Source organism: Gordonia marina (assembly GCF_052036135.1).
In the GTDB taxonomy this organism is placed as follows: domain Bacteria; phylum Actinomycetota; class Actinomycetes; order Mycobacteriales; family Mycobacteriaceae; genus Gordonia.
Genome location: NZ_JBPSDN010000035.1, coordinates 25,679 through 47,421 on the forward strand (window position 1 = coordinate 25,679; position 21,743 = coordinate 47,421).

The following is a 21,743-nucleotide window of genomic DNA, read 5'->3' on the forward strand; positions in this document are numbered from 1 at the left end:
GCTTCGTCACAAAGGCAGCGGTCGCGAGCGCTGCTTCGGTTACGAAGCGCTGCCGCGACCTCAGATGTCGCTCGGCGGCAGCGGTCGCGCGTCGGGCACGACGAGGCCGGCGGCCCGCAAGCGTTGCCGCACCCGCTCCAGCATGCTTCCGTCCCGCAGGTCCCGGTACACCCAGCGCACCACGTCCAGACCGAGATCCCGCAGGCCGTCTTCCCGGATCTTCTCGGCGACGACGACCTCCGCGGGGGCCTCCCCCGGACCACTGAATTCGCCGGAATACTTCACGACGCCGTCGAACTCGCCGACCACCTTGCCGTCCCAGTCACAGTCGACGACGGCCGCGTCGCCGCCGCCCAGGATGTACCGCACCTGCAGTTTCGGCACCGGGAACCCGGCCGTGATCATCAGTGCGCGGCTCCACGACTCCCCCGGATTCGCTGCCAGGCCGTCGGCGTGGCGCAACGCGTATCGCGCGCCCGCCGCGCCCCGCCGGCTCGGCTTCACCAGCTCATCGAGTTCTTCTCGGGTCACCCCCGCGTGCAGTGCCGAGTCGAGCGCCGCCAGTGCCCTCGGGAAGCCCGCGGACCGGGCGATGTCGGCTGCCGTCCGGGCCAGACCGGTCACCCGGACACCCTCGATCACCACGATGTCCGCGTCGTCGACGGGACACGCGTGGATCAGGAACCGCCTGTTCTGGGCGTATCCGTGCGAACTGTGGCCGGTGATCGCGTGCACGCAGCGTCGATCGGGCGACAGGAGCTCGAGGCCGTGGAGCGCGGCCGCCGACTGGTGGCTGAGCACTCTGTCGCCGGGGCCCGCGGCCGCCGCGGCGAGGCACTTGGCCCGATAGATCGCCTGTCGCTGCCGGTATCCGGGCAGTCCGCGCAGCGCCAGGGCGTCGAGGTACACGCCACGGGCGACGCGAACGAGCACCCCGGCCCGCACCGCGGCGTCGAACTCGCGCGGCGTGACACCCGATTCCAGGACCGTCTTTCGGTAGATGAGCCCGTGATCGTCGTACGTCCACATGAAGATTGGACGCACCGGGCCCCGATCCGGTTCCCCGTTTCACCGCTCCGGTCGCCGTAGCAGCGCTTCGATACGAAAGCAGCGTTCGCGAGCGCTGCTTCTGTAGCGGAACGCTGCTTCGTGGGTTCTAGGACGGCGTTTCGACACCGGCCTCGGCTAGCGCCTCGGCCGGGCTCAACGGGCTACATGGGAGCGACTCAACCGGGTGGCCGGGGGCGGCTCGACGGGCCGACGACCCCCGGACACGAGGAGGCCCCCGATCCGGGGGATGGATCGGGGGCCTCGTCGACCACTTTAGCGGTAATCGCCGCCGTAGTCGAAGTCGTCCAGCGGAACCGCAGCACCGGAGGGGGCGCCGAAGGTGCCGTCCGGGCTGTAGTACGTGTCGTCGTACGACGGGAGCGCGTACGCCGCGGCGCGCGCCTCCTCGGTCGGCTCCACCTGGATGTTCCGGTAGCGGTTGATACCGGTACCGGCCGGGATGAGCTTACCGATGATCACGTTCTCCTTCAGGCCCACCAGCTTGTCGCTGCGGCTGTTGATGGCCGCGTCGGTCAGGACACGCGTGGTCTCCTGGAACGACGCCGCCGACAACCACGACTCGGTGGCCAGCGAGGCCTTGGTGATACCCATGAGCACCGGACGGCCCGACGCGGGCTCGCCGCCCTCGGACACGACCTGGCGGTTGGCCGCCTCGAACTCGGCGCGCTCGGTGAGCGAACCGGGCAGGAACTCGGTGGCACCGGAGTCGATGATGGTCACGCGACGCAGCATCTGGCGCACGATGGTCTCGATGTGCTTGTCGTGGATCGACACACCCTGTCGGCGGTAGACCTCCTGCACCTCGTTGACCAGGTGGATCTGCACCTGACGCGGGCCCATCACGCGGAGCACCTCGTGCGGATCGGCCGGGCCCTCCATGAGCGGCTCGCCGACCTCGACGTGGTCGCCGTCGGCCAGCGGACGCTCGGAACCGTCCGGCTGGACCACCGAGTGCAGACGCTGACGCTTGGACAGCTTGTCGTAGACCAGCTCCTCGGATCCGTCATCGGGGATGATCGTGATCTTGTAGAACCGCTCACCCTCCTCCAGGCGGATACGACCGGCCACCTCGGCGATGGGCGCCTTGCCCTTGGGCACGCGAGCCTCGAAGAGCTCGGTGACACGGGGCAGACCGCCGGTGATGTCGTCACCGACACCACCCTGGTGGAAGGTACGCATGGTCAGCTGCGTGCCGGGCTCACCGATCGACTGCGCGGCGATGATGCCCACGGCCTCGCCGATGTCGACCAGCTTGCCGGTGGCCATCGAGCGGCCGTAGCACATGGCGCAGACGCCGGTGCCGGTGCCGCAGGTGAGGACCGAGCGGACCTTGACCTCGGTGATACCGGCGGCGAGCAGCTTCTCGATCGCCGGATCGCCCAGGTCGTGACCGCGCTCGATGACGACGTTGCCGTCGGCGTCGATCGCGTCGGCGGCCAGGGTCCGGGCGTACGCCGCGGTCTCCACGTGCTGGTCGCGGATCAGCTGATCGCCGTGCTTGACGCCGATCGGCACCACGATGCCGCGCTCCACGCCACAGTCCAGCTCGCGCACGATGACGTCCTGCGACACGTCCACCAGACGACGGGTCAGGTAACCCGAGTCGGCGGTGCGCAGCGCGGTGTCGGCCAGACCCTTGCGGGCGCCGTGCGTGTTGATGAAGTACTCGGCGACGGTCAGGCCCTCGCGGAACGAGGACTTGATCGGGCGCGGGATGAACTCACCCTTCGGGTTGGTCACCAGACCCTTCATGCCCGACAGGTTGCGGACCTGGGTCATGTTGCCCGTCGCACCCGACTTCGGGATCATCGTGATCGGGTTGTCGTCCGGGTAGAACTCCTCCAGGGCCTTACCGACCTCTTCGGTGGCGGCCTGCCACAGCTCGACCAGGGCGTCGCGACGCTCGTCCTTGGTCAGACCACCGCGCTGGTACTTCTTCTCCAGCGCGTCGGCCTGGGCCTCGTAGCGGTCGAGGATCTCCGCCTTGGCCGGCGGCACCAGCACGTCGGACATGGCCACGGTGACGCCCGAACGGGTCGCCCAGTGGAAGCCCACGTCCTTGAGCTTGTCGACGGTCTGCGCGACGACGATCATCGGGTACCGCTCGGCGAGGTCGTTGATGATCACGGCCTGACGCTTCTTCGGCATCTGATCGTTGACGAAGGGGTAGTCCTTCGGCAGCAACTCGTTGAAGAGCACGCGGCCCAGCGTGGTCTCGAGTTCCCACTCCTGGCCCTTGTGCCACTTGCCGTCGAACTCGGCGGCCTCGATGTCGGCCGGCGGACGCAGATCGGTCAGCCGGACCCGGATCGGGGCCTGCACGCTCAGCACACCGCGGTCGACGGCCATGATGGCCTCGGCCGGGCTCGAGTAGACGCCGCGCTCGACGTCGTCCTTCGTGGCCGGGCGGTACGCGCCGATGGCGTCGTCCTTCTCGGTGGTCAGGTAGTACAGACCGGTCACCATGTCCAGACGCGGCATGGCGAGCGGGCGGCCCGACGCCGGCGACAGGATGTTGTTGCTCGAGAGCATCAGGATCCGCGCCTCGGCCTGCGCCTCCGCGGACAGCGGAAGGTGCACGGCCATCTGGTCACCGTCGAAGTCGGCGTTGAAGGCCTCACACACCAGCGGGTGCAGCTGGATGGCCTTGCCCTCCACCAGCTGCGGCTCGAAGGCCTGGATGCCGAGGCGGTGCAGCGTCGGCGCGCGGTTCAGCAGCACCGGGTGCTCGGCGATGACCTCTTCGAGGACGTCCCACACCTGCGGCCGCTGCCGCTCCACCATGCGCTTGGCCGACTTGATGTTCTGCGCCTGGTTCAGGTCGACCAGACGCTTCATCACGAACGGCTTGAACAGCTCGAGCGCCATCAGCTTCGGCAGACCGCACTGGTGCAGCTTGAGCTGCGGACCGACGACGATCACCGAGCGGCCCGAGTAGTCGACGCGCTTGCCGAGCAGGTTCTGGCGGAACCGGCCCTGCTTGCCCTTCAGCAGATCGCTCAGCGACTTCAGCGGCCGGTTGCCCGGGCCGTTGACCGGACGGCCACGACGACCGTTGTCGAAGAGCGCGTCCACCGACTCCTGCAGCATCCGCTTCTCGTTGTTGACGATGATCTCGGGCGCACCCAGATCGATCAGTCGCTTGAGGCGGTTGTTGCGGTTGATCACGCGGCGGTACAGGTCGTTCAGGTCCGACGTGGCGAAACGGCCACCGTCGAGCTGCACCATCGGGCGCAGCTCCGGCGGGATCACCGGCACGGCGTCGAGCACCATGGCGCGCGGGCTGTTGCCGGACTGCTGGAACGCGGCCACGACCTTCAGTCGCTTGAGCGCACGCAGCTTCTTCTGGCCCTTGCCGCTGCGGATGGTCTCGCGCAGCGACTCGGCCTCGGCGTCGATGTCGAAGTTCTCCAGGAGCTTCTTGATCGCCTCGGCGCCCATGGCACCGCTGAAGTACTCGCCGAAGCGGTCCTCCAGCTCGCGGTAGATGCGCTCGTCGAGGATCAGCTCACCCGGCGTCAGCTTGGTGAACTTGTCCCAGATCTCGTCCAGGCTCTCGACCTCGCGGTTCGCGTGGTCGCGCATGCGCTTGAGCTCGCGCTCGGCGCCGTCGCGGACCTTGCGCTTCGCATCGGCCTTGGCACCCTCGGCCTCGAGCTCGGCCAGGTCGGCCTCCAGCTTCTGCTGGCGCTCGGCCAGCGCGGCCTCGAGGTCGTCCATGATGGCCTTGCGCTCGACGACGATCTCCGCCTCGCGGGTGGAGAGCTCCGCGTGGCGCAGCTCGTCGTCCACCGAGGTGATGACCCAGGCGGCGAAGTAGATGATCTTCTCGAGATCCTTCGGCGCCAGGTCGAGCAGGTAGCCGAGCCGGCTGGGCACACCCTTGAAGTACCAGATGTGGGTGACCGGAGCGGCGAGCTCGATGTGGCCCATGCGCTCACGGCGCACCTTGGCCTTGGTCACCTCGACGCCGCAGCGCTCACAGATGATGCCCTTGAAGCGCACGCGCTTGTACTTGCCGCAGTAGCACTCCCAGTCCCGGGTGGGGCCGAAGATCTTCTCGCAGAAGAGTCCGTCCTTCTCCGGCTTCAGGGTGCGGTAATTGATGGTCTCCGGCTTCTTGACCTCGCCGTACGACCAGTTGTGGATGTCATCGGCCGTTGCCAGACCGATCTTCAGTTCGTCGAAAAAGTTGACGTCGAGCACTAGTTGCCTTTCAGTGTCTCTTCAATCGTCGGGTGGCTGGTCTTAGTTGGCGAGGTCGTCGAGCGTCGCGCTCTCGTTGCGCGAGAGGTTGATACCCAGGTTGGCCGCGGCGCGCTCCAGGTCCTCGTCATCGTCGTCGGCCATCGCGATGGCGGCGCCGTCGGACGACAGAACCTCCACGTTCAGGCAGAGCGACTGGAGTTCCTTGAGGAGCACCTTGAACGACTCCGGGATACCCGGCTCCGGGATGTTCTCGCCCTTGACGATGGCCTCGTAGACCTTCACGCGGCCGACGACGTCGTCGGACTTGATGGTCAGGAGCTCCTGCAGCGTGTAGGCCGCGCCGTAGGCCTGCATGGCCCAGCACTCCATCTCACCGAAACGCTGACCACCGAACTGCGCCTTACCACCGAGCGGCTGCTGGGTGATCATCGAGTACGGACCGGTCGAACGGGCGTGGATCTTGTCGTCCACCAGGTGGTGCAGCTTGATGATGTACATGTAGCCGACCGACACCGGGTACGGGAACGGCTCGCCGGAGCGGCCGTCGAACAGGATCGCCTTGCCGTCGCCGTTCACCATGACGTCGCCGTCGCGGTTGGGCAGCGTCGACCCGAGGATGCCGGCGAGCTCGGTGTCGCGGGCACCGTCGAACACCGGGGTGGCGGTGTTGGTGTCGGGCTCCACCGAGTACAGCTCCTCCGGCAGGCGCTCGGCCCACTCCGGCACGCCGCCCGCGACGTCGATGTTCCAGCCGGCCTTGGCGACCCACCCGAGGTGGGTCTCCAGGATCTGGCCGATGTTCATACGACGCGGGACACCGTGGGTGTTCAGGATGATGTCGACCGGGGTGCCGTCGGGCAGGAACGGCATGTCCTCCTGCGGGAGGATCTTGCCGATGACGCCCTTGTTGCCGTGCCGGCCGGCGAGCTTGTCGCCGTCCTGGATCTTGCGCTTCTGGGCCACGTAGACGCGGACCAGCTCGTTGACGCCGGGCGCCAGGTCATCGTCGTCGTCGCGGCTGAACACGCGGACACCGATCACCTTGCCGGTCTCGCCGTGGGGCACCTTGAGCGACGTGTCGCGGACCTCGCGCGCCTTCTCACCGAAGATCGCGCGGAGCAGCCGCTCCTCCGGGGTCAGCTCGGTCTCGCCCTTCGGGGTGACCTTGCCGACCAGGATGTCGCCGTCGCGGACCTCGGCACCGATGCGGACGATGCCGCGCTCGTCGAGATCGGCCAGCACCTCGTCGGAGACGTTCGGGATGTCCCGGGTGATCTCCTCGGCACCGAGCTTGGTGTCGCGGGCGTCGATCTCGTACTCCTCGATGTGGATCGAGGTGAGGGTGTCCTCCTCCACGAGGCGCTGCGACAGGATGATCGCGTCCTCGTAGTTGTGACCCTCCCACGGCATGATCGCCACGAGCAGGTTCTTGCCCAGCGCCATCTCGCCCTGGTCGGTGCAGGGGCCGTCGGCCAGCACCTGGCCGGCCTCGACACGCTGTCCCTCGTCCACGATCGGGACCTGGTTGGCGCAGGTGCCGTGGTTGGACCGCTCGAACTTGCGCAGACGGTAGCTCTGGCGGGTGCCGTCGTCGGCCATCACGGTGATGTAGTCGGCCGAAACCTCCTCCACCACACCGGTCTCGGTGGTGACGATCACGTCACCGGCGTCGACCGCGGCGCGCAGCTCCATGCCGGTGCCGACCAGCGGCGACTCGCTGCGGACCAGCGGCACCGCCTGACGCTGCATGTTGGCGCCCATCAGGGCGCGGTTGGCGTCGTCGTGCTCCAGGAACGGGATCATCGCGGTCGCGACGGACACCATCTGGCGCGGGCTGACGTCCAGGTACTGGACGGCGTCGGCCGGCACGAACTCCACCTCGGCGCCCTTGATGCGAACCAGGACGCGCTCGTCGGTGATGCGGCCGTCGGCGTCGTACGACGTGTTGGCCTGACCGATCAGGTAGCGATCCTCCTCATCGGCGGTCATGTACTCGATCTGGTCGGTGACCTTGCCGTCGACGACCTTGCGGTACGGCGTCTCGATGAAGCCGAACGGGTTGACCCGCGCGTACACCGAGAGCGAGCCGATCAGGCCGATGTTCGGGCCTTCCGGGGTCTCGATGGGACACATGCGGCCGTAGTGCGACGGGTGCACGTCGCGCACCTCGAGGCCGGCACGCTCACGGCTCAGACCACCCGGGCCCAGCGCCGACAGGCGGCGCTTGTGCGTGAGACCCGACAGCGGGTTGTTCTGGTCCATGAACTGCGACAGCTGGCTGGTGCCGAAGAACTCCTTGATCGCCGCCACGACGGGACGGATGTTGATCAGGGTCTGCGGGGTGATGGCCTCGGCGTCCTGGGTGGTCATCCGCTCGCGGACGACGCGCTCCATGCGCGAGAGACCCAGCCGGATCTGGTTCTGGATCAGCTCGCCGACGGTACGCAGGCGACGGTTGCCGAAGTGGTCGATGTCGTCGACCTCGACCGGCACCTCGACGCCGCCCGGGCCCATCATCATCGGCACGGTGGCGCTGCGCGGGTCGGTCTCGTGCAGACGCACCAGGTACTCGACGGTCGCGACGATGTCCTCGCGGGTCAGCACCGACTCGCCGAACATCGGGTTGTCGGTGAGACCGAGCTTCTTGTTGATCTTGTAGCGGCCGACGCGCGCCAGGTCGTAGCGCTTCTCCTTGAAGAACATGTTCTCCAGGAGGCTCTCGGCGGACTCCTTGGTCGGCGGCTCGCCCGGACGCAGCTTGCGGTAGACCTCCAGCAGCGCCTCGTCCTGGTTGTTGGTGTGATCCTTCTCCAGGGTCGACATCATGATCTCGGAGAAGCCGAAGCGCTCGGTGATCTCCTCGCGGGTGAGGCCGAGGGCCTGCAGCAGCATGGTGACCGACTGACGGCGCTTGCGGTCGATGCGGACACCGACCGAATCGCGCTTGTCGATGTCGAACTCGAGCCACGCACCGCGGCTCGGGATCACCTTGACCGCGTGCAGGGTCTTCTCGGTGGCCTTGTCGATGGTCTCGTCGAAGTAGACGCCCGGGCTGCGGACCAGCTGGCTGACCACGACGCGCTCGGTGCCGTTGATGATGAAGCTGCCCTTGTCGGTCATCATCGGGAACTCGCCCATGAAGACCGTCTGAGACTTGATCTCACCGGTGTTGTTGTTGATGAACTCGGCGGTGACGAACAGCGGCGCCGAGTAGGTCATGTCCTTGTCCTTGCACTCATCGATCGAGGCCTTGACCTCGTCGAAGTGCGGCTCGGAGAACGACAGAGACATCGACGACGAGAAGTCCTCGATGGGAGACAGTTCGCGGAGGACCTCTTCGAGTCCGCCGGCGGGGTTCTCCTCACCCCGGGCGATCGCCTTCGCCCGCCATTCCGGCGAGCCGATCAGCCACTCGAACGAGTCCAGCTGCAGATCCAGGAGGCCGGGTACTTCCAGCGGCTCGTCGATCTTGGCAAAAGAGACGCGGCGCGGGGCTCCGGGGATGCTGCCGGTCGAGGTGGTTGAGGTGGACTGGCGGTCGAGTGCCAAGATGCGTCCTTCTCTCGCGTGGTGTTCACTATGTGGCGTTTTTAGCCATTTGGCCTTGGGGCCGCTGCGTGGACTGGAATACCTGAGTTCACCTGCGGTTTTCCCACGGCACGATAGTGATGCTCGCTCGGAAAGGACGATCAGTGGACAGGGTGCAGCCAGCGCAACGTCCTACTGTATCAGAAGATGGGCAGCATGTGTCAACCCCGTCAAATCGACGGTGCGTGACGGCGCCCCGGGAAAACCTCGGCGCTGGTGCCGGATGAGGTTTTCATTGGGACCAGACTGTACCGCCGAGGCGCGCTCGTCAAGCAGAACGCGCACTTTGGCGCCGAATCACATCGAGTTCGGCGCCCGCGCGGCACCCGTCAGACCGTGTCGTACTCGCTGATCAGCCACTGATCGCCGTGCTTCACGAAGTTCATCCGCATGCGCGGCGTGTCGCTGCCGGTCGGTGTGCCGTCGGACGTACTGCTCATGATGAAGCCGATCAGAACCGTCGCCTTGTCCCCGGACAGGTTCTCGACGCCGAGGGTGTCGGCATGGCAGTCCATGCCCGCCTTGCCCTGGGTCACCAGCTTGCGACTGGTGGCCGCGTAGTCGTTCAGGTTCTTCAGTGCGGTCCCGGTGAGCGCGGCGCGCGCGTTCTTCAGGCTGTCGTCGTACTTGTCCCACTGATAGGTGAACGGGGCGCAGGCGCGTTTCGCCGCCTGCGACATCAGCTCACTGGTCTCGCCGTTGTCGACGAACGCCTTGTTGCTGTTGACCGGCGGCGAGCCCGGATGGAACGCCAGTACCGCCGCGATCGCCCCGATCACGGCCGCGACCAGCCAGAACGTGACGGCGAGCGACACCGACTTCTCGTTGTTCCGGGTCGGCGGCTGCTTCGCCGCGCGCTCGGCGGCCTGGGCCGCCGATTCGCGGGCCTCGGCGCGGGCCGCCGTCAGATCCACGGTCTCCTCGCGGATCCGCGACGTCGGCGCACTGCTGCCCCGGGCCTCGCGGATCTTCGCGGTGGTGGCCGCCGCATCGCGCTTGGCGTCCGGCGACGCGGTGTCGTCGCCGCCGGACCGAGTGAGCGAGACGGCGGTCTCCACGATCGCGGTGTCCGCGGCGGCCGGGGCCGGACCGTTCGCGGCACCGGCGCTCGGGGCGTCCTCGGGAAGCGGGTCGCCGGATCGCCGGATCACCATCTTCGGCACGTTCGAGGCGGCGCTCACCACGACGGTCGCCATACCCGCGGCGTCGTCCCGCGGCTCGGCAGCGCTCGCCGCGACGGTCGCGTCGTCCGCGGTATCCTGGTCGGCCGGGGCCGGATCGGTGGGCGTCCTGTCACTCATCTGCTCGTCGCTCATCAGTTGCCGCCTCCCTGCGAACCGTCGTCCGAATACTGGATCCCGTCGAGGGGCACCATCACCGAGGCCTTCCGCTTGCCGTCCGCCTTCACCACGGTCACCAGGAAGGCGATCGGCTTCGCCTGCTGCTGGTTGTTCGCCTTGATCGCCTGAGTCGCGATACCGAAGACGAGAACCTTGGCAGTATCGCCGCCGAGGTCGACTTCGGTCGGCGCCGCACCGGTGATCCGCGAGGTGATGGTGAAGCCGGCCGACCCGTTACTGGCCTGCTTGGCCTGCTCGACCATCTTCCGCAGGTCGCTCCCGTTGGCCTGCTTGAGCGCATCCCCGGTCAGCGTGTCCTTGACCCGCTTGTCCCAGCCGTCGAGATCGTTCGGATCGATCGTGGTCACGTTCACCACCGCCTGTTCGGCGGCGTCGACCGAATCATCGCGCAGCGCGGTGATCGAGCCGTCATCGCTGAGGTAGGCGTGGATGCCGACGTAGCCGAAGTAGCCGAGGCAGGCCACCGCTGCGGCGAGAGCGGCCACACCGGTGGACAGCAGCAGTGAGGCGAGCCAGTGTCGCGACTCCCCCGGCGCCGATCCGCCGGAGCGGGCGGCGCGGGCGGCCGCCTTCTCCGCCTTCCGCGCAGCCTTGCGATCGGCCTTCGACTCCGACGCCGCCGCGTCTGGGGAACCGGTGTCGATCCCCTCGGATTCGGTGTCGTTCACCGCCGTTTCAGGCTCTTTGACCACTGTGTCTGCGGTGTCGGATTCGATCGGCGTAGTGTCGTTCCCGTCCGCCGCGCCCTCGGGCTCGTCGGTCGCGGAGTTCTGCTCAGAAGTCATCGGGCGCCACTGTATCTACTCGGGGCCGCACATGCGACTGCCGCCGTCGGTGGTGCCCTGCGTCATCGCTCAGGGACCGCCGGCGGCGCCAGCGCACTGCGGCTAGTTGTACTTCGTCGGGTGCACTCCCATGAGCCACGCCAGCTGGGTGGCCAGCGGGTTCAGGTTGAGAGTGTCCGGCATCTTCTTCGGGGTCTTGTCCCACGGCTGCGGGAAGTCCGGATTGGCCAGCGCAGCGCGGTTCGCGCTTCGGACACCGGTCGGATTGCCCACGGCGACATCACAGTTCGCGTCCTTGTTGAACGGGAAGTCGTCGTAGTTGATGTCGAAGGACGGGTTCTTCTTCTTGATGTCCGCGATCATCTTCTGGGTGCTCTCGTAACCCACGGTGCAGGCCGGCGGGTTCTCGGTCTCCAGGACGATGCCGAAGTGGATCTGCCCGTCACCCGGTGCCGGCGTGTGCGAACCGGCCGACAGCGCCGACAGCATGGCCAGCAGGGCACCGGTCGAGAAGGTGGCCGGCTCGATCGTGTGCATGGTGTCGCCGAGCTTGTGGATCAGCGTGGTGGCGTCCTTGCCGTTCTTCTGAATGAACGACGAGAGCTGCGTCGCCGTCATCGGCGCGTTGGTCAGGATCCGGCGGACGGCCGGGTCCGACGACGCCAGCGTCGCGGTGATCTGATCGAGGCTCTTGGACCAGGCCAGGATCTCATCGGACTGGTCGGCCTGCGTGCCGAGGACGACGTCCGCGTTCTGGATCAGCGAGATGGTCTGGCCCAGATTGTCGTGCCCGGTCTGCGCGAGCTTGGTCAGCGAGTCGACCAGCCGGTTCATGTTCTCCGACTGCCCGTTGAAGGCCAGACCGAGCTCGTGGACGACGGTGGTCAGGTCCTTGACCGGTACCGCCTCGGTGAGCTTGATGGTGTCGGTCATGACGTCTTGCAGCACCGGGGGCAGCGTGTACTTGGTGATCACGTCGCCCTTTTTCAGGTACGGACCCGCACCGGTCGTCGGCTGCAGATCCACGAACTGCTCACCGATGGCCGACCGGTTGGCGATCACCGCGGTGGCCGATTCCGGGATCTTCGGGCCGCGCGAGTCCAGCCGCAGCTCGACGTCGACGCCCTTCTCGGTCAGCTTCATGGTGCCGACGCGGCCCACCGGCACGCCCCGGTAGGTGACCTCGGCGTTCTGGAAGATGCCGCCCGCGCTCTCCCCCATCCGGAGGGTCACCTTGTACTGCGAGAGACCGACCATCTTGTCGAGCTGCGCGTAGTTGGCACCCACGAAGACGATCGCGGCCACACCGATGATCGCGAAGACCACCAGCTGAATCTTGACGAGCCTAGTGAGCATCGGAGCCTCCCGGGAATGCGAGCGAAGCGTCCAGGAAGTTGGTGCTCTTCGCGTCGGCGGGCAGCGGACCGTACTGGTTGCCGCCGGCCGGCTTCTTCTTGGCCGGCTTCTTCTTGGCCGGCGGAGTCGGGTTCATCGGGTACGTGCCACCCGACGGCGGGGTGTTCGGCCCCAGCTTCGAGTTCGGTGCCGGCGGCAGCAACGAGATCGTCGGCCAGCCCCAGCGCGGGCCGTTGCCGTTGACGTACGGATTGCCCTTGTAGATCGGCGGCGGGTTGACCGACGGCGCCCGGTAGTGCGGGGTGCCCTGTCCGACGCCGAGCGCCTCGAGCTGGTTGAGCAGCCGCAGGTCGACGTTCAGGAACAGGTTGGTCGAGTCGCCGTGCACGGCGGGCAGGATGTCGTCCGGGAACGGGTGGGTCAGCATCAGCGGCGTCGCCGTGATGGCGTCGTCGGCCGACTTCGCCAGCTCCGTGAGGATCGGCCGCAGCGCTTTCAGATCGTTGATCATCTGCGTGTGCGACTTCGCCAGGATGTCGGTGCCCACCTGACCCAGCTGGTCGAGCTTGGTCAGCAGGTCGACGAACTGCGGACGCTGCTGTTCGAGCACCGCGATACCGGCCGGCAGCTCGTCGAGGATCCGGTTGATCTGTTTGGTCTGCTGAGCGGCCCGGTCCGACAGCACCGCGACGCCGTCGACCGCACGCACGATGTTGTCGCGCTGCTCGTTGAGACCGCGGATCAGCTTCTCGGAGTTGATCAGCAACTCGCGGGTCTGCTTGCTGCCCTCGGTACCACCCATCGACTCGTTCAGAGCGGTGACGATCGGCTCCAGCTGGTTGATCCCGCCGCCGTTGAGCAGCAGCGACAGCGCGCCGAGGAGTTCCTCGATGTCCGTGGTCGTCTTGGTCCGGTCGGTCGGGATCGGCACCTTCGGATTCTGCCGTGGGGCGCCGGCCGCGTCCTTCGGGTCGCTCAGGCTGACGAACTTCTCACCGAGCAGGTTGGTCTGCTGGACCGCGGCCCGGGACTCGTCGGAGAGATCGACCTGGTTCTTCACCTTGATGTAGACGCGCGCGTTCCACGAGTCGGCGGGCACCTCGATCTTGCTGACCTTGCCCACCGGGGTGCCGTCCATCTTGACGACGGACTGGGGCACCAGATCGAGGATGTTCGAGAACTCGATCATGTACTCGCGCGGATGGTCGCCCAGGTCGACACCACCGGGCAACGGCATCTGCTGAACGTTGATCCCGCAGCCCGACACGCCGACCATCACCGCGCTCATCGCCACGGCCACGCCGGCCGCCTTGATGCGGCCTGACCTGCTGAGGTTCATCAGTTGCCTCCCGGGAGTGCAGGATCGGGGTTACCGGCGTTCTGGCCCGGGTGGTACATGTCCTGCAGCTTCTTGCCGCTCATGATGCCGAACGGCAGGATCGGCAGCAGCGGCTCCAGCACGTTGTTCTGGATCTGCTCACCGACCTCGGTGCAGTTGTTGACCAGCGGAGCCATGATCTTGCTGAACTGGACGGCCTGCGGGTTACCCGGCAGGAGCTTGCCCAGATCGAGCATCTTGCACAGCGCGCCGGCCGGGTTCTGCAGCTGCGTGATGTTCACGCGCATGTCGACCGTGCCCGACTCCGCGTCGTAGGCGTTGATCAGGTTGCTGACCGTCACCGGCAACACGGTCAGGATCTCCAGGAGATCCTTCTTGTTGTCGTACAGCGCGTCGGCCGTCGGTTCCAGGTCGCGCACCGCCTTGCCGAGCTTGTCCTCGTTGTCGGCGAGGAAGCCGGCGACGTCGCCCAGCGCGTACGACAGGGTGTCGAGCGCCTTTCCGAGCTGGTCGCGCTCCCCGGCCAGGAAGGTGTTGAACGACGCCATCTGCGTGTTGAACTGGCGCACCTGCGCGTCGTTCTCCTTCAGCGCCCCGACGAACACGTCGAGGTTCTGGATGGTGCTGGCGATGTCGCCGCGCGAGTTCGCCAGCGTCGATGCCGCCTGCGACAGGTTGGTGATCGCGTTGCCGAGCTTCTCACCGTTGCCGTCGAGCGCCTTGGCGCCTGCGGTCACGAAGTTGCTCAGCGCGCCCTTCTCGTTCACCTCGTCGGTGCCCGGGCCCAGCGACTTCGACAGCTTCTGCAGGTTGGCGTAGATCGCGTCGATCTCCACCGGCACCCCGGTGCGGTCGGTGTCCAGCGTCACGTTCGAGCCGGCCTTGGGACCACCGGAGTACGCGGGCACCAGCTGCACGAAGCGGTCGGCGACCAGCGACGGGATGATCTGCACGGCCTGCACGTCGGCCGGCAGCTTGACCCCGTGGTTGACCCGCATGTCCACTTCGACGGTCTTGCCGCGCGGGGTCACCTTGGTGACCTTGCCGACGTCCACGCCGAGGATCTTGACGTTGGAGCCCTCGTAGATGCCCACCGCGCTGGTGAACCGGGCCTTCACCGTGGTGGCGCTCATGACACTGAAGGCCCACCAGCCGATGATGCCGAGGATCACGGCGATGATCACCACCACGGCGATGATCAGATTGTTCTTGGCGTTGAAGAACTTCGTCTCGTTCACAGTCGTATCCGGAGTCGTCATCAGCCGCCCGTCCCGCCGTTAATCAGGTTCTTTTGCATATTGGGCGGTCGGTGCGTGTTCTGCGCGGGCAGCGCCGGCGGCAGCAGGTTGGTGACCGTCGTCTCGAACCAGCGACCGTTGCCCAGCACGTTGGCGTACAGCTTGTAGAACGGCGCCAGGTTCTGGATCGACTTGCGCAGATTCGAGTTCTGCCTGGTCAGCAGCGACGTCACCTTGGACAGTGAGTCGAGCACCGGGCCGATCTGCTTCTCGTTGTCGCGGACGATGCCGGTCAGCGAGGTCGACAGCGTCTCGGTGCTGGCGAGGAGCGCCGAAATGCTCTGCTGGCGCGTGTTCAACTCCTTGAGCAGCACCCCGGCGCCGGCGATCAGCTTCACGAACTCGTCGTTGCGATCGGCGAGGATCTTGGAGCTGCCCTTGGCGGCCTCGAGCAGCCGCTGGACCTCGTCGTCGCGGCTGGCGATGGTCTTCGACAGCCGGGAGATCCCGTCCATGGCCGGCCCGATGTCGTCGGCGTTCGCGGTGAACACATCGGACAGCTGACCGAGCGCCTTCGCCACCTGATCGGTATTGACGTTCTCGATCTGATTGGCGGCATCGCCGAACGCCTCGAGGACGTCGTACGGGGCCACCGTGTCGGTGAGGGTGTCGCGCGGATTGGCGAGCTTGGTGCCCTTCGGGTTCAGCGCGATGTACTTCTGGCCCAGGACGGTCTTGATCTGGATGGTGGCCTGGGTCTTGTCGCCGATCCAGGTGTTCTCGACGCGCATCCGCATGAGGACCTTGTCGCCGTCGAGCCGGACGTCGGTCACCTCGCCGACCTTCACGCCGGCGACCCGGACCTCGTTGCCGGCCTTGACGCCCGCCGCCTCGGAGAACTGCACCGTGTACTGCGGTGCCGCACCGACCATCGGCAGGTCCTTCAGGTAGAAGGCCGACAGGGTCAGCATCAGGAGCACGACGATGCCGAGCACGCCAACGCTGCGCGCGCTGCGCTTGCCGGCGAACCGGCGCGACTTCTTCGGCGGCAGCTTGGTGACGTCGATCTCGTCACCCGCGGGGGTGTTCTGTGGATTGGACACGGCTCACCCCTCCCCGTTGATCTTGCCGTCGGCCCAGCAGCGCGTCGCCGCGCTGGTGTAGAGCACGTGATTGATGTCGGGCAGCGGCACCAGCGGCTGCGTCAGCAGCGTCGACTTGCCGTTACCCGCGGTGATGTCGATACCGCACAGGTAGAACTGGAACCACGAGCCGAAGGTGGCCGAGCGGCCCAGCTTCTCCAGTTTCACCGGGAGATTGGTCAGCGCCTTCTCCACGTCGGCGCTGCGGGCGTCGATCTTGTCCGACAGCACCTTGAGGTTGGCCAGCGAACCCTGGATGGACGGGCGCGTCTTGCTCAGCACCTCGCCGGTCAGGGTGGTCAGGTTCGACACCGAGGTGATGGCCGAGCCCACCGAGTCACGCTGGGCGGCCAGACCGACCACCAGCTTCTCGGTGTTGTCCAGGAGCGCGGTGAACTGCTTGTCGTTCTTGTTCACCGTCTCCAGCACCTTGGTCAGGTTGGTGATCATCTCGCCGATCACCTGGTCCTTGTCCGCGATGGTGTTGGTCAGCTGCGCAGTTTGGGTCAGCAACGACTGGATCGTCTGGCCCATGTCGGTGCCGTCACCGTTCTGGAAGACGTTGATCACCGTCTCCGCCAGCTTGTTCATGTCGTCCGGCGTGATCTGACGGAACAGCGGCCGGAAGCCGTTGAACAGCTCGGTCAGGTTCACCGCCGGATGGGTGTTCGACAGGAAACGGTTCTCGTTGTACGGGAACACGTGCCCCGGGGAGACCATCTGGGTGTCGTCGGCCGGTCCCCGCTCCAGCGCCACGTACCGCAGGCCCGCGAGATTGCGGTAGCGGATGTAGACCTGGGTGCTCTTGGGGAGCCGGGCGCGGTTGACGTTGAACGAGACCTCCGCGCGGTTGTGGTCGACGATCTCGACCGACTCCACCTGGCCGACGCGCACGCCGGCGATCCGGACGTCGTCGCCCGGGTTCAGCATGGCCGCGTCAGTGAAGATGGCCTTGTAGCTGTCCTTGCCCGACGCACCGGCGTTGCCGATCAGCAGGGCCAGGACGGTGGTCGCCAGGATGGTGACCACGGCGAACACGATCAGCTTGATCAGGGGTGCCCACATGCCTCTCACTTGATGGTCACCTCCGCTCCCTTGACCGCGCCGCCACCGATGTAGGTGACCCAGGTCGGGACCTGCGCCGGGTACTGGCCGCTGTCGGCGCCGTAGATCATCTTCATCTTGGTCACATACTCGCTATCGGTCATCCCGGCGCCCTGCGGCTGCGCGCTGAACTGCGGCTGCGGCAGGTCCTTGATGGTGGCCGGACCGGGGTTGCGCGACGGCGGCTGGTAGGAGCCGTCCGGGACGCTGCCGCCCGGGTACTGCCCGAACGGGCGGCCGTTGGTCGCCTTGTCGTAGCAGCGGGCCGGCGGATCGAGCCACCACATGCGCGGCTCGTCCTGGTTCGGCAGGTAGCGGCCCCGCGGGTTCACGAACTGCACGTTCACGTGTACGCCCGGATTCTCGGTGCCCTTGCCGACGATCGGACCCACCTTCGGGACGATCTCGGCGAAGTTCTTGAACGTGCACCCGAACACCGGAGACTGGCGGGCCAGCTGGACCAGCAGCGTCTCCGAGTCGACGAACAGGTTCACCACGTCCTTCTTGTTGGTCTTGAGGAACTTGGTGGCGTCGACCGAGGCCACGCCCAGCGTCGCGATGGTGTTTCGCAGGTCGCCCTGGCGATCGACGATCGTCCGGTTGGTCACCCGGAAGTTGTCCAGCGCGTCGATCACGTCCGGCAGCGCCTGGGAGTAGGTCTGCGAGAAGCTGGCGAGCCCCTCGAGCGTCCCCTGCAGCGCGGGCATGTTCTTGTTCAGCGCACCGAAGATGTCGTTGAGCTGCTCGATGGCCTTCTTCAGCTGCGGACCACGCCCGGCGAGCGCCGAGTTGATCGACGTCAGGGTGGCGTTCAGATCCTCCGGCGGCACGGCCTGCAGAATCGGCAGCAACGCGTCGAACAGATCCTCGACCTCGGGGGCGTTGCCCTTGGCGTCGATGTGGATGGTGCCGCCCTTGCCGAGGTTGCCCTCGGGGTCGTCCGGAATCTGCAGCGCGACGTAGCGCTCGCCGAAGAGGGTCTTCGGCAGGATCCGGGCGGTGCTGTTGGCGGGCAGCTGGTCGGCGAGCTTCGGATCGAGGGCCAGCGTGACGGCGACGGTGCCGTCGCTGTGCACGTTGACCTTGTCGACCGAACCGACGACGACGCCGCGCGCCTTGACGTCGGAGTGCTGCGTCAGTGCGTTGCCGACGCTGCTGGCCTCGAGGGTCACATCGGTCGTCGACTTGAAGGTGCCCATGAAGATCAGGACCGACGTCGCGAGCAGTCCGATGACGACGACGTAGAAGACCAGACCCAGCAAACGGCGTTTAAGAGTCGCATTCACGTGCGGCTAACCTCCGACCCGGATCGACGTGCTGGTGCCCCAGATGGCCAGGCTCAGGAAGAAGTCCAGAACCGCGATCAGCACCAGTGCGGCGCGAACGGCGTGTCCCACGGCCACGCCCACACCGGCGGGACCACCGCTGGCGAAGTAGCCGTAGTAGCAGTGGACCAGGATGATCACGAAGGCGAATATCAGCACCTTCAGGAAGCTCCAGAGCACGTCCACCGGTGGCAGGAACAGATTGAAGTAGTGGTCGTACGAGCCGGACGACTGACCGTTGAACACGGTGTTGATGAACCGTGACGCCAGGTACGCGGCCATCAGGCCGAGCACGTACAGCGGGATGACGGCGACGAAGCCGGCGATCACGCGGGTCGACACCAGGAACGGCACCGACGGGACTGCCATCACCTCGAGGGCGTCGATCTCCTCGGAGATCCGCATGGCGCCGAGCTGGGCGGTGAAGCCGCAGCCGACCGTCGCACTGAGCGCGAGGCCGGCCACCAGGGGCGCCACCTCGCGGGTGTTGACGTACGCCGACAGGAAGCCGGAGAGCGCCTCGGCGCCGATCTGGCTCAGGGCCGCGTAGCCCTGCATGCCGACGACGACGCCGGTGAAGCCGGACATCAGGACCATGACGCCGACCGTGCCGGCGATCACGGCGAGGCCGCCGGAGCCGAAGGCCACCTCGGCGAGGATCCGGAGGACCTCGCGCTGGTAGTGGACCAGCGTCTTCGGAATCCACGCCATCGTGCGGGCGTAGAAGGACATCTGCTCGCCGGCGCCGTCGAGCAGCTTGAGCGGCTTGCCCGCGATCTTCTTGGCCTCGTAGGCCAGATATTCGGGACGGCTCTTGGCGATCGTCACACCACGGGTCACGACTAACCTACCTTCGGCGGGACGATCTGGATGAAGACCGCCGTGATGATCAGGTTCGCGAAGAACAGCAGCAGGAACGTCACGACCACGGACTGGTTGACCGCGTCACCGACGCCCTTCGGGCCGCCCTTCGGGTGGAGGCCCTTGTAGGCGGCGATCACACCGGCGATGATGCCGAAGATCGCGGCCTTGAACGTCGAGACGTACAGGTCGGGGAGCTGCGCGAGGGCACCGAACGAGGCCAGATACGCACCGGGCGTTCCGCCCTGCACGATCACGTTGAAGAAGTAGCCGCCGACGATGCCGACGACGGCGACCAGGCCGTTGAGCAGCATGGCGACCAGCACCATGGCGAGCACGCGGGGCACGACGAGGCGCTGCACCGGGTTGATGCCCAGCACCTCCATCGCGTCGATCTCCTCGCGGATGGTGCGCGAGCCCAGGTCGGCGGCGACCGCCGATCCGGCCGCGCCGGCCACCAGCAGCGAGGTCACCAACGGAGAACCCTGCTGGACGACGACGAGCACGCTCGCCGCGCCTGTGAACGACTCAGCGCCGAGCTGCTTGATCAGCGAACCGGTCTGCATCGAGACGATCGCGCCGAACGGGATCGCGATGAGCGCGGTCGGCAGGATCGTGACGCTGGCGATGAACCAGGCTTGCTGGATGAATTCGCGCCATTGGAACGGGCGTACGAACAGCTGGCGTGCGACGTCGACGAAGAGTTGAACGATGTTGCCGGTCTGGGTGAGAGCCCCGTCGCCGGCCTTCTGAATCTTCGCGACGCCACGCTGAGTGGCACTGGTCATTCTCGGGTGCTCCCCTGCCCGTCGCGAACGACGGTGATCTCTTCGGTGTCCTCACCCACGGTGCGGATCGTCTCGGTGACGCCCTCGGCGCCGTCGTCGAGGGTGATCGTCTGGGTGGGCGATTCGATGACCTCGGTGACGCCGCCGGCCGAGGTGATGACCTCGGTGGCACCGTCGTAGCGCTGCGCGACCCCGGTCGGGTACTCGAACTGGTGGTTCGACATCGCGACGAGCGTGGCGGAGGTGTCCGGGCTCTCCGCCGCGCGGCGGTCCTCCTCGGCGATCGAGGCGCGGATCGCGGCCTGCGCGTTCGGCGGGAGGTCGTTGATGATGTTGAGGACGTTCTGCCGGTGGCGGATCGCCGCCTGCCGGACCGGCATGCCCGGGTTCGGCTGGACCTGCGGGATGATCTCGCTGAAGTCGTCCTTGGTGCCACCGCCGGAGATACCGGCGGCCTGCATGGCGGCCTCCTGCGCGGCGACGGCCTCGTCCTTCTCCTCGGACATGCCGATGGGGCCGAAACGATCGCCCGACAGGAACTGCTTGACGACGGGCTGCTCGGAGGTCAGCAGCACTTCGCGCGGGCCGAACATGACCAGTTCCTTGCGGAAGAGCATGCCGATGTTGTCCGGGATGGTGCGGGCGATGTTGATGTTGTGCGTCACGATCAGGATCGTGGCGTCGATCTCGGCGTTGATGTCGATCAGCAGCTGCGAGATGTACGCGGTACGGACCGGGTCCAGACCGGAGTCCGGCTCGTCGCAGAGGATGATCTCGGGGTCGAGCACCAGGGCGCGGGCCAGGCCGGCGCGCTTGCGCATACCGCCGGAGATCTCGCCGGGGAGCTTGTCCTCGGCGCCGGCCAGACCGACCAGCTCCACCTTGTCCATGACGATGCGGCGGATCTCGTCTTCCTTCTTCTTCGTGTGCTCACGAAGCGGGAAGGCGATGTTGTCGTAGAGGCTCATCGAGCCGAAGAGCGCACCGTCCTGAAAGAGGACGCCGAAGAGCTTACGGATCTCATAGAGTTCCTTGGCCGAGCACTGGGTGATGTCGGTGCCGTCGATGATCACCGAGCCCTGCTCCGGATGGAGCAGACCGATCAGTGTCTTCAGGAACACCGACTTACCGGTGCCCGACGGGCCGAGAAGCGCGTTCACCTCGCCTGCCGGCAGGGTGAGCGTCACGTCGCGCCAGATGTTCTGTGAGCCGAAAGACTTGGTCAAGCCCTCGACTGCAACCTCAACTCCCACTGCGTCCCTCCAGACGTATTCTTCCGCACCGAGACGTCGTCGCGCCGGTCCCGACCACTTCGCGGAGGAACCCCCCACGCGGTGCCGCCAATTGTGGCTGGGGTCACCCTAACCCACCGCACCATCTGCAAACACCTCGACCTCGATGGATGCGAAGTCGTAGTCGTCCTGCGAACTTACCTATTGGCAACTTCCCGGTCAAGCCCCAAGTAGTGGTGTAACTCGTTGTTGATCCTTCGGTGGTGGTCAGGCTGGTATTTGCATCAGGTCATCGGTGGTCACCTCCGTCGTCGAGTCGGTGTTTGTGTCGGTGGTCAGGGTCA

At 66.5% G+C, this 21,743-nt stretch carries 14 protein-coding genes; all 14 read right to left on the reverse strand.

All coding sequences use genetic code 11. The features are described 5' to 3' along the window. Positions 1 to 60 precede the first annotated feature (60 nt). A complete protein-coding gene (locus tag ACSEEN_RS17650) occupies positions 61 to 1,044 on the reverse strand; it encodes a type IV toxin-antitoxin system AbiEi family antitoxin (RefSeq protein WP_440713890.1) in 984 nt (327 codons plus the stop codon). Positions 1,045 to 1,323: 279 nt separating this feature from the next. Continuing rightward, on the reverse strand, positions 1,324 to 5,277 hold the full coding sequence (locus tag ACSEEN_RS17655; RefSeq protein WP_371307153.1) for a DNA-directed RNA polymerase subunit beta': 3,954 nt from the start codon (positions 5,275 to 5,277) through the stop codon (positions 1,324 to 1,326). A 42-nt stretch (positions 5,278 to 5,319) separates the two neighbouring features. Beyond that, a complete protein-coding gene (rpoB, locus tag ACSEEN_RS17660; RefSeq protein WP_247865060.1) occupies positions 5,320 to 8,829 on the reverse strand; it encodes a DNA-directed RNA polymerase subunit beta in 3,510 nt (1,169 codons plus the stop codon). 368 nt (positions 8,830 to 9,197) lie between these two features. After that, positions 9,198 to 10,184 carry a hypothetical protein gene (locus tag ACSEEN_RS17665; RefSeq protein ID WP_440713891.1) on the reverse strand — a complete coding sequence of 329 codons (987 nt, stop codon included), beginning with the start codon at positions 10,182 to 10,184 and terminating at the stop codon, positions 9,198 to 9,200. Then, positions 10,184 to 11,014, reverse strand: a complete 831-nt coding sequence (locus ACSEEN_RS17670; protein ID WP_440713892.1) for an Rv1363c family protein — start codon at positions 11,012 to 11,014, stop codon at positions 10,184 to 10,186. The genes ACSEEN_RS17665 and ACSEEN_RS17670 overlap by 1 nt, the downstream gene beginning before the upstream one ends. Positions 11,015 to 11,116: 102 nt before the next feature. After that, positions 11,117 to 12,370, reverse strand: coding sequence for an MlaD family protein (locus ACSEEN_RS17675; protein ID WP_440713893.1), 1,254 nt, complete (start codon positions 12,368 to 12,370; stop codon positions 11,117 to 11,119). Next, a complete protein-coding gene (locus ACSEEN_RS17680) occupies positions 12,360 to 13,709 on the reverse strand; it encodes an MCE family protein (protein WP_440713894.1) in 1,350 nt (449 codons plus the stop codon). Before ACSEEN_RS17680 ends, ACSEEN_RS17675 begins: the two co-directional genes overlap by 11 nt. Continuing rightward, a complete protein-coding gene (locus ACSEEN_RS17685; RefSeq protein WP_440713895.1) occupies positions 13,709 to 14,968 on the reverse strand; it encodes an MCE family protein in 1,260 nt (419 codons plus the stop codon). The genes ACSEEN_RS17680 and ACSEEN_RS17685 overlap by 1 nt, the downstream gene beginning before the upstream one ends. Further along, the gene (locus tag ACSEEN_RS17690) at positions 14,968 to 16,050 is read right to left on the reverse strand and encodes an MlaD family protein (protein ID WP_440713896.1); all 1,083 of its coding nucleotides are present in this window, start codon (positions 16,048 to 16,050) and stop codon (positions 14,968 to 14,970) included. The genes ACSEEN_RS17685 and ACSEEN_RS17690 overlap by 1 nt, the downstream gene beginning before the upstream one ends. 3 nt (positions 16,051 to 16,053) lie before the next feature. Then, entirely contained in the window at positions 16,054 to 17,163 is a 1,110-nt protein-coding gene (locus ACSEEN_RS17695; protein WP_247865066.1) for an MCE family protein, read from the reverse strand. After that, a complete protein-coding gene (locus tag ACSEEN_RS17700; RefSeq protein ID WP_298441217.1) occupies positions 17,160 to 18,479 on the reverse strand; it encodes an MCE family protein in 1,320 nt (439 codons plus the stop codon). Before ACSEEN_RS17700 ends, ACSEEN_RS17695 begins: the two co-directional genes overlap by 4 nt. Positions 18,480 to 18,485: 6 nt before the next feature. Beyond that, on the reverse strand, positions 18,486 to 19,358 hold the full coding sequence (locus ACSEEN_RS17705) for an MlaE family ABC transporter permease (RefSeq protein WP_247865068.1): 873 nt from the start codon (positions 19,356 to 19,358) through the stop codon (positions 18,486 to 18,488). Between the two features lie 2 nt (positions 19,359 to 19,360). Continuing rightward, entirely contained in the window at positions 19,361 to 20,167 is an 807-nt protein-coding gene (locus ACSEEN_RS17710) for an MlaE family ABC transporter permease (protein WP_371307161.1), read from the reverse strand. Continuing rightward, complete coding sequence (locus ACSEEN_RS17715; RefSeq protein WP_247865070.1) at positions 20,164 to 21,420, reverse strand: ABC transporter ATP-binding protein; 1,257 nt, start codon at positions 21,418 to 21,420, stop codon at positions 20,164 to 20,166. The genes ACSEEN_RS17710 and ACSEEN_RS17715 overlap by 4 nt, the downstream gene beginning before the upstream one ends. Positions 21,421 to 21,743: the final 323 nt, after the last annotated feature.

Bases quoted from the DNA above. Each gene is read 5' to 3' on its own strand.
- ACSEEN_RS17665 (WP_440713891.1), bottom strand. From the start codon at position 10,184: ATGAGCGACGAGCAGATGAGTGACAGGACGCCCACCGATCCGGCCCCG.
- ACSEEN_RS17670 (WP_440713892.1), bottom strand. From the start codon at position 11,014: ATGACTTCTGAGCAGAACTCCGCGACCGACGAGCCCGAGGGCGCGGCG.
- ACSEEN_RS17675 (WP_440713893.1), bottom strand. From the start codon at position 12,370: ATGCTCACTAGGCTCGTCAAGATTCAGCTGGTGGTCTTCGCGATCATC.
- ACSEEN_RS17680 (WP_440713894.1), bottom strand. From the start codon at position 13,709: ATGAACCTCAGCAGGTCAGGCCGCATCAAGGCGGCCGGCGTGGCCGTG.
- ACSEEN_RS17685 (WP_440713895.1), bottom strand. From the start codon at position 14,968: ATGACGACTCCGGATACGACTGTGAACGAGACGAAGTTCTTCAACGCC.
- ACSEEN_RS17710 (WP_371307161.1), bottom strand. From the start codon at position 20,167: ATGACCAGTGCCACTCAGCGTGGCGTCGCGAAGATTCAGAAGGCCGGC.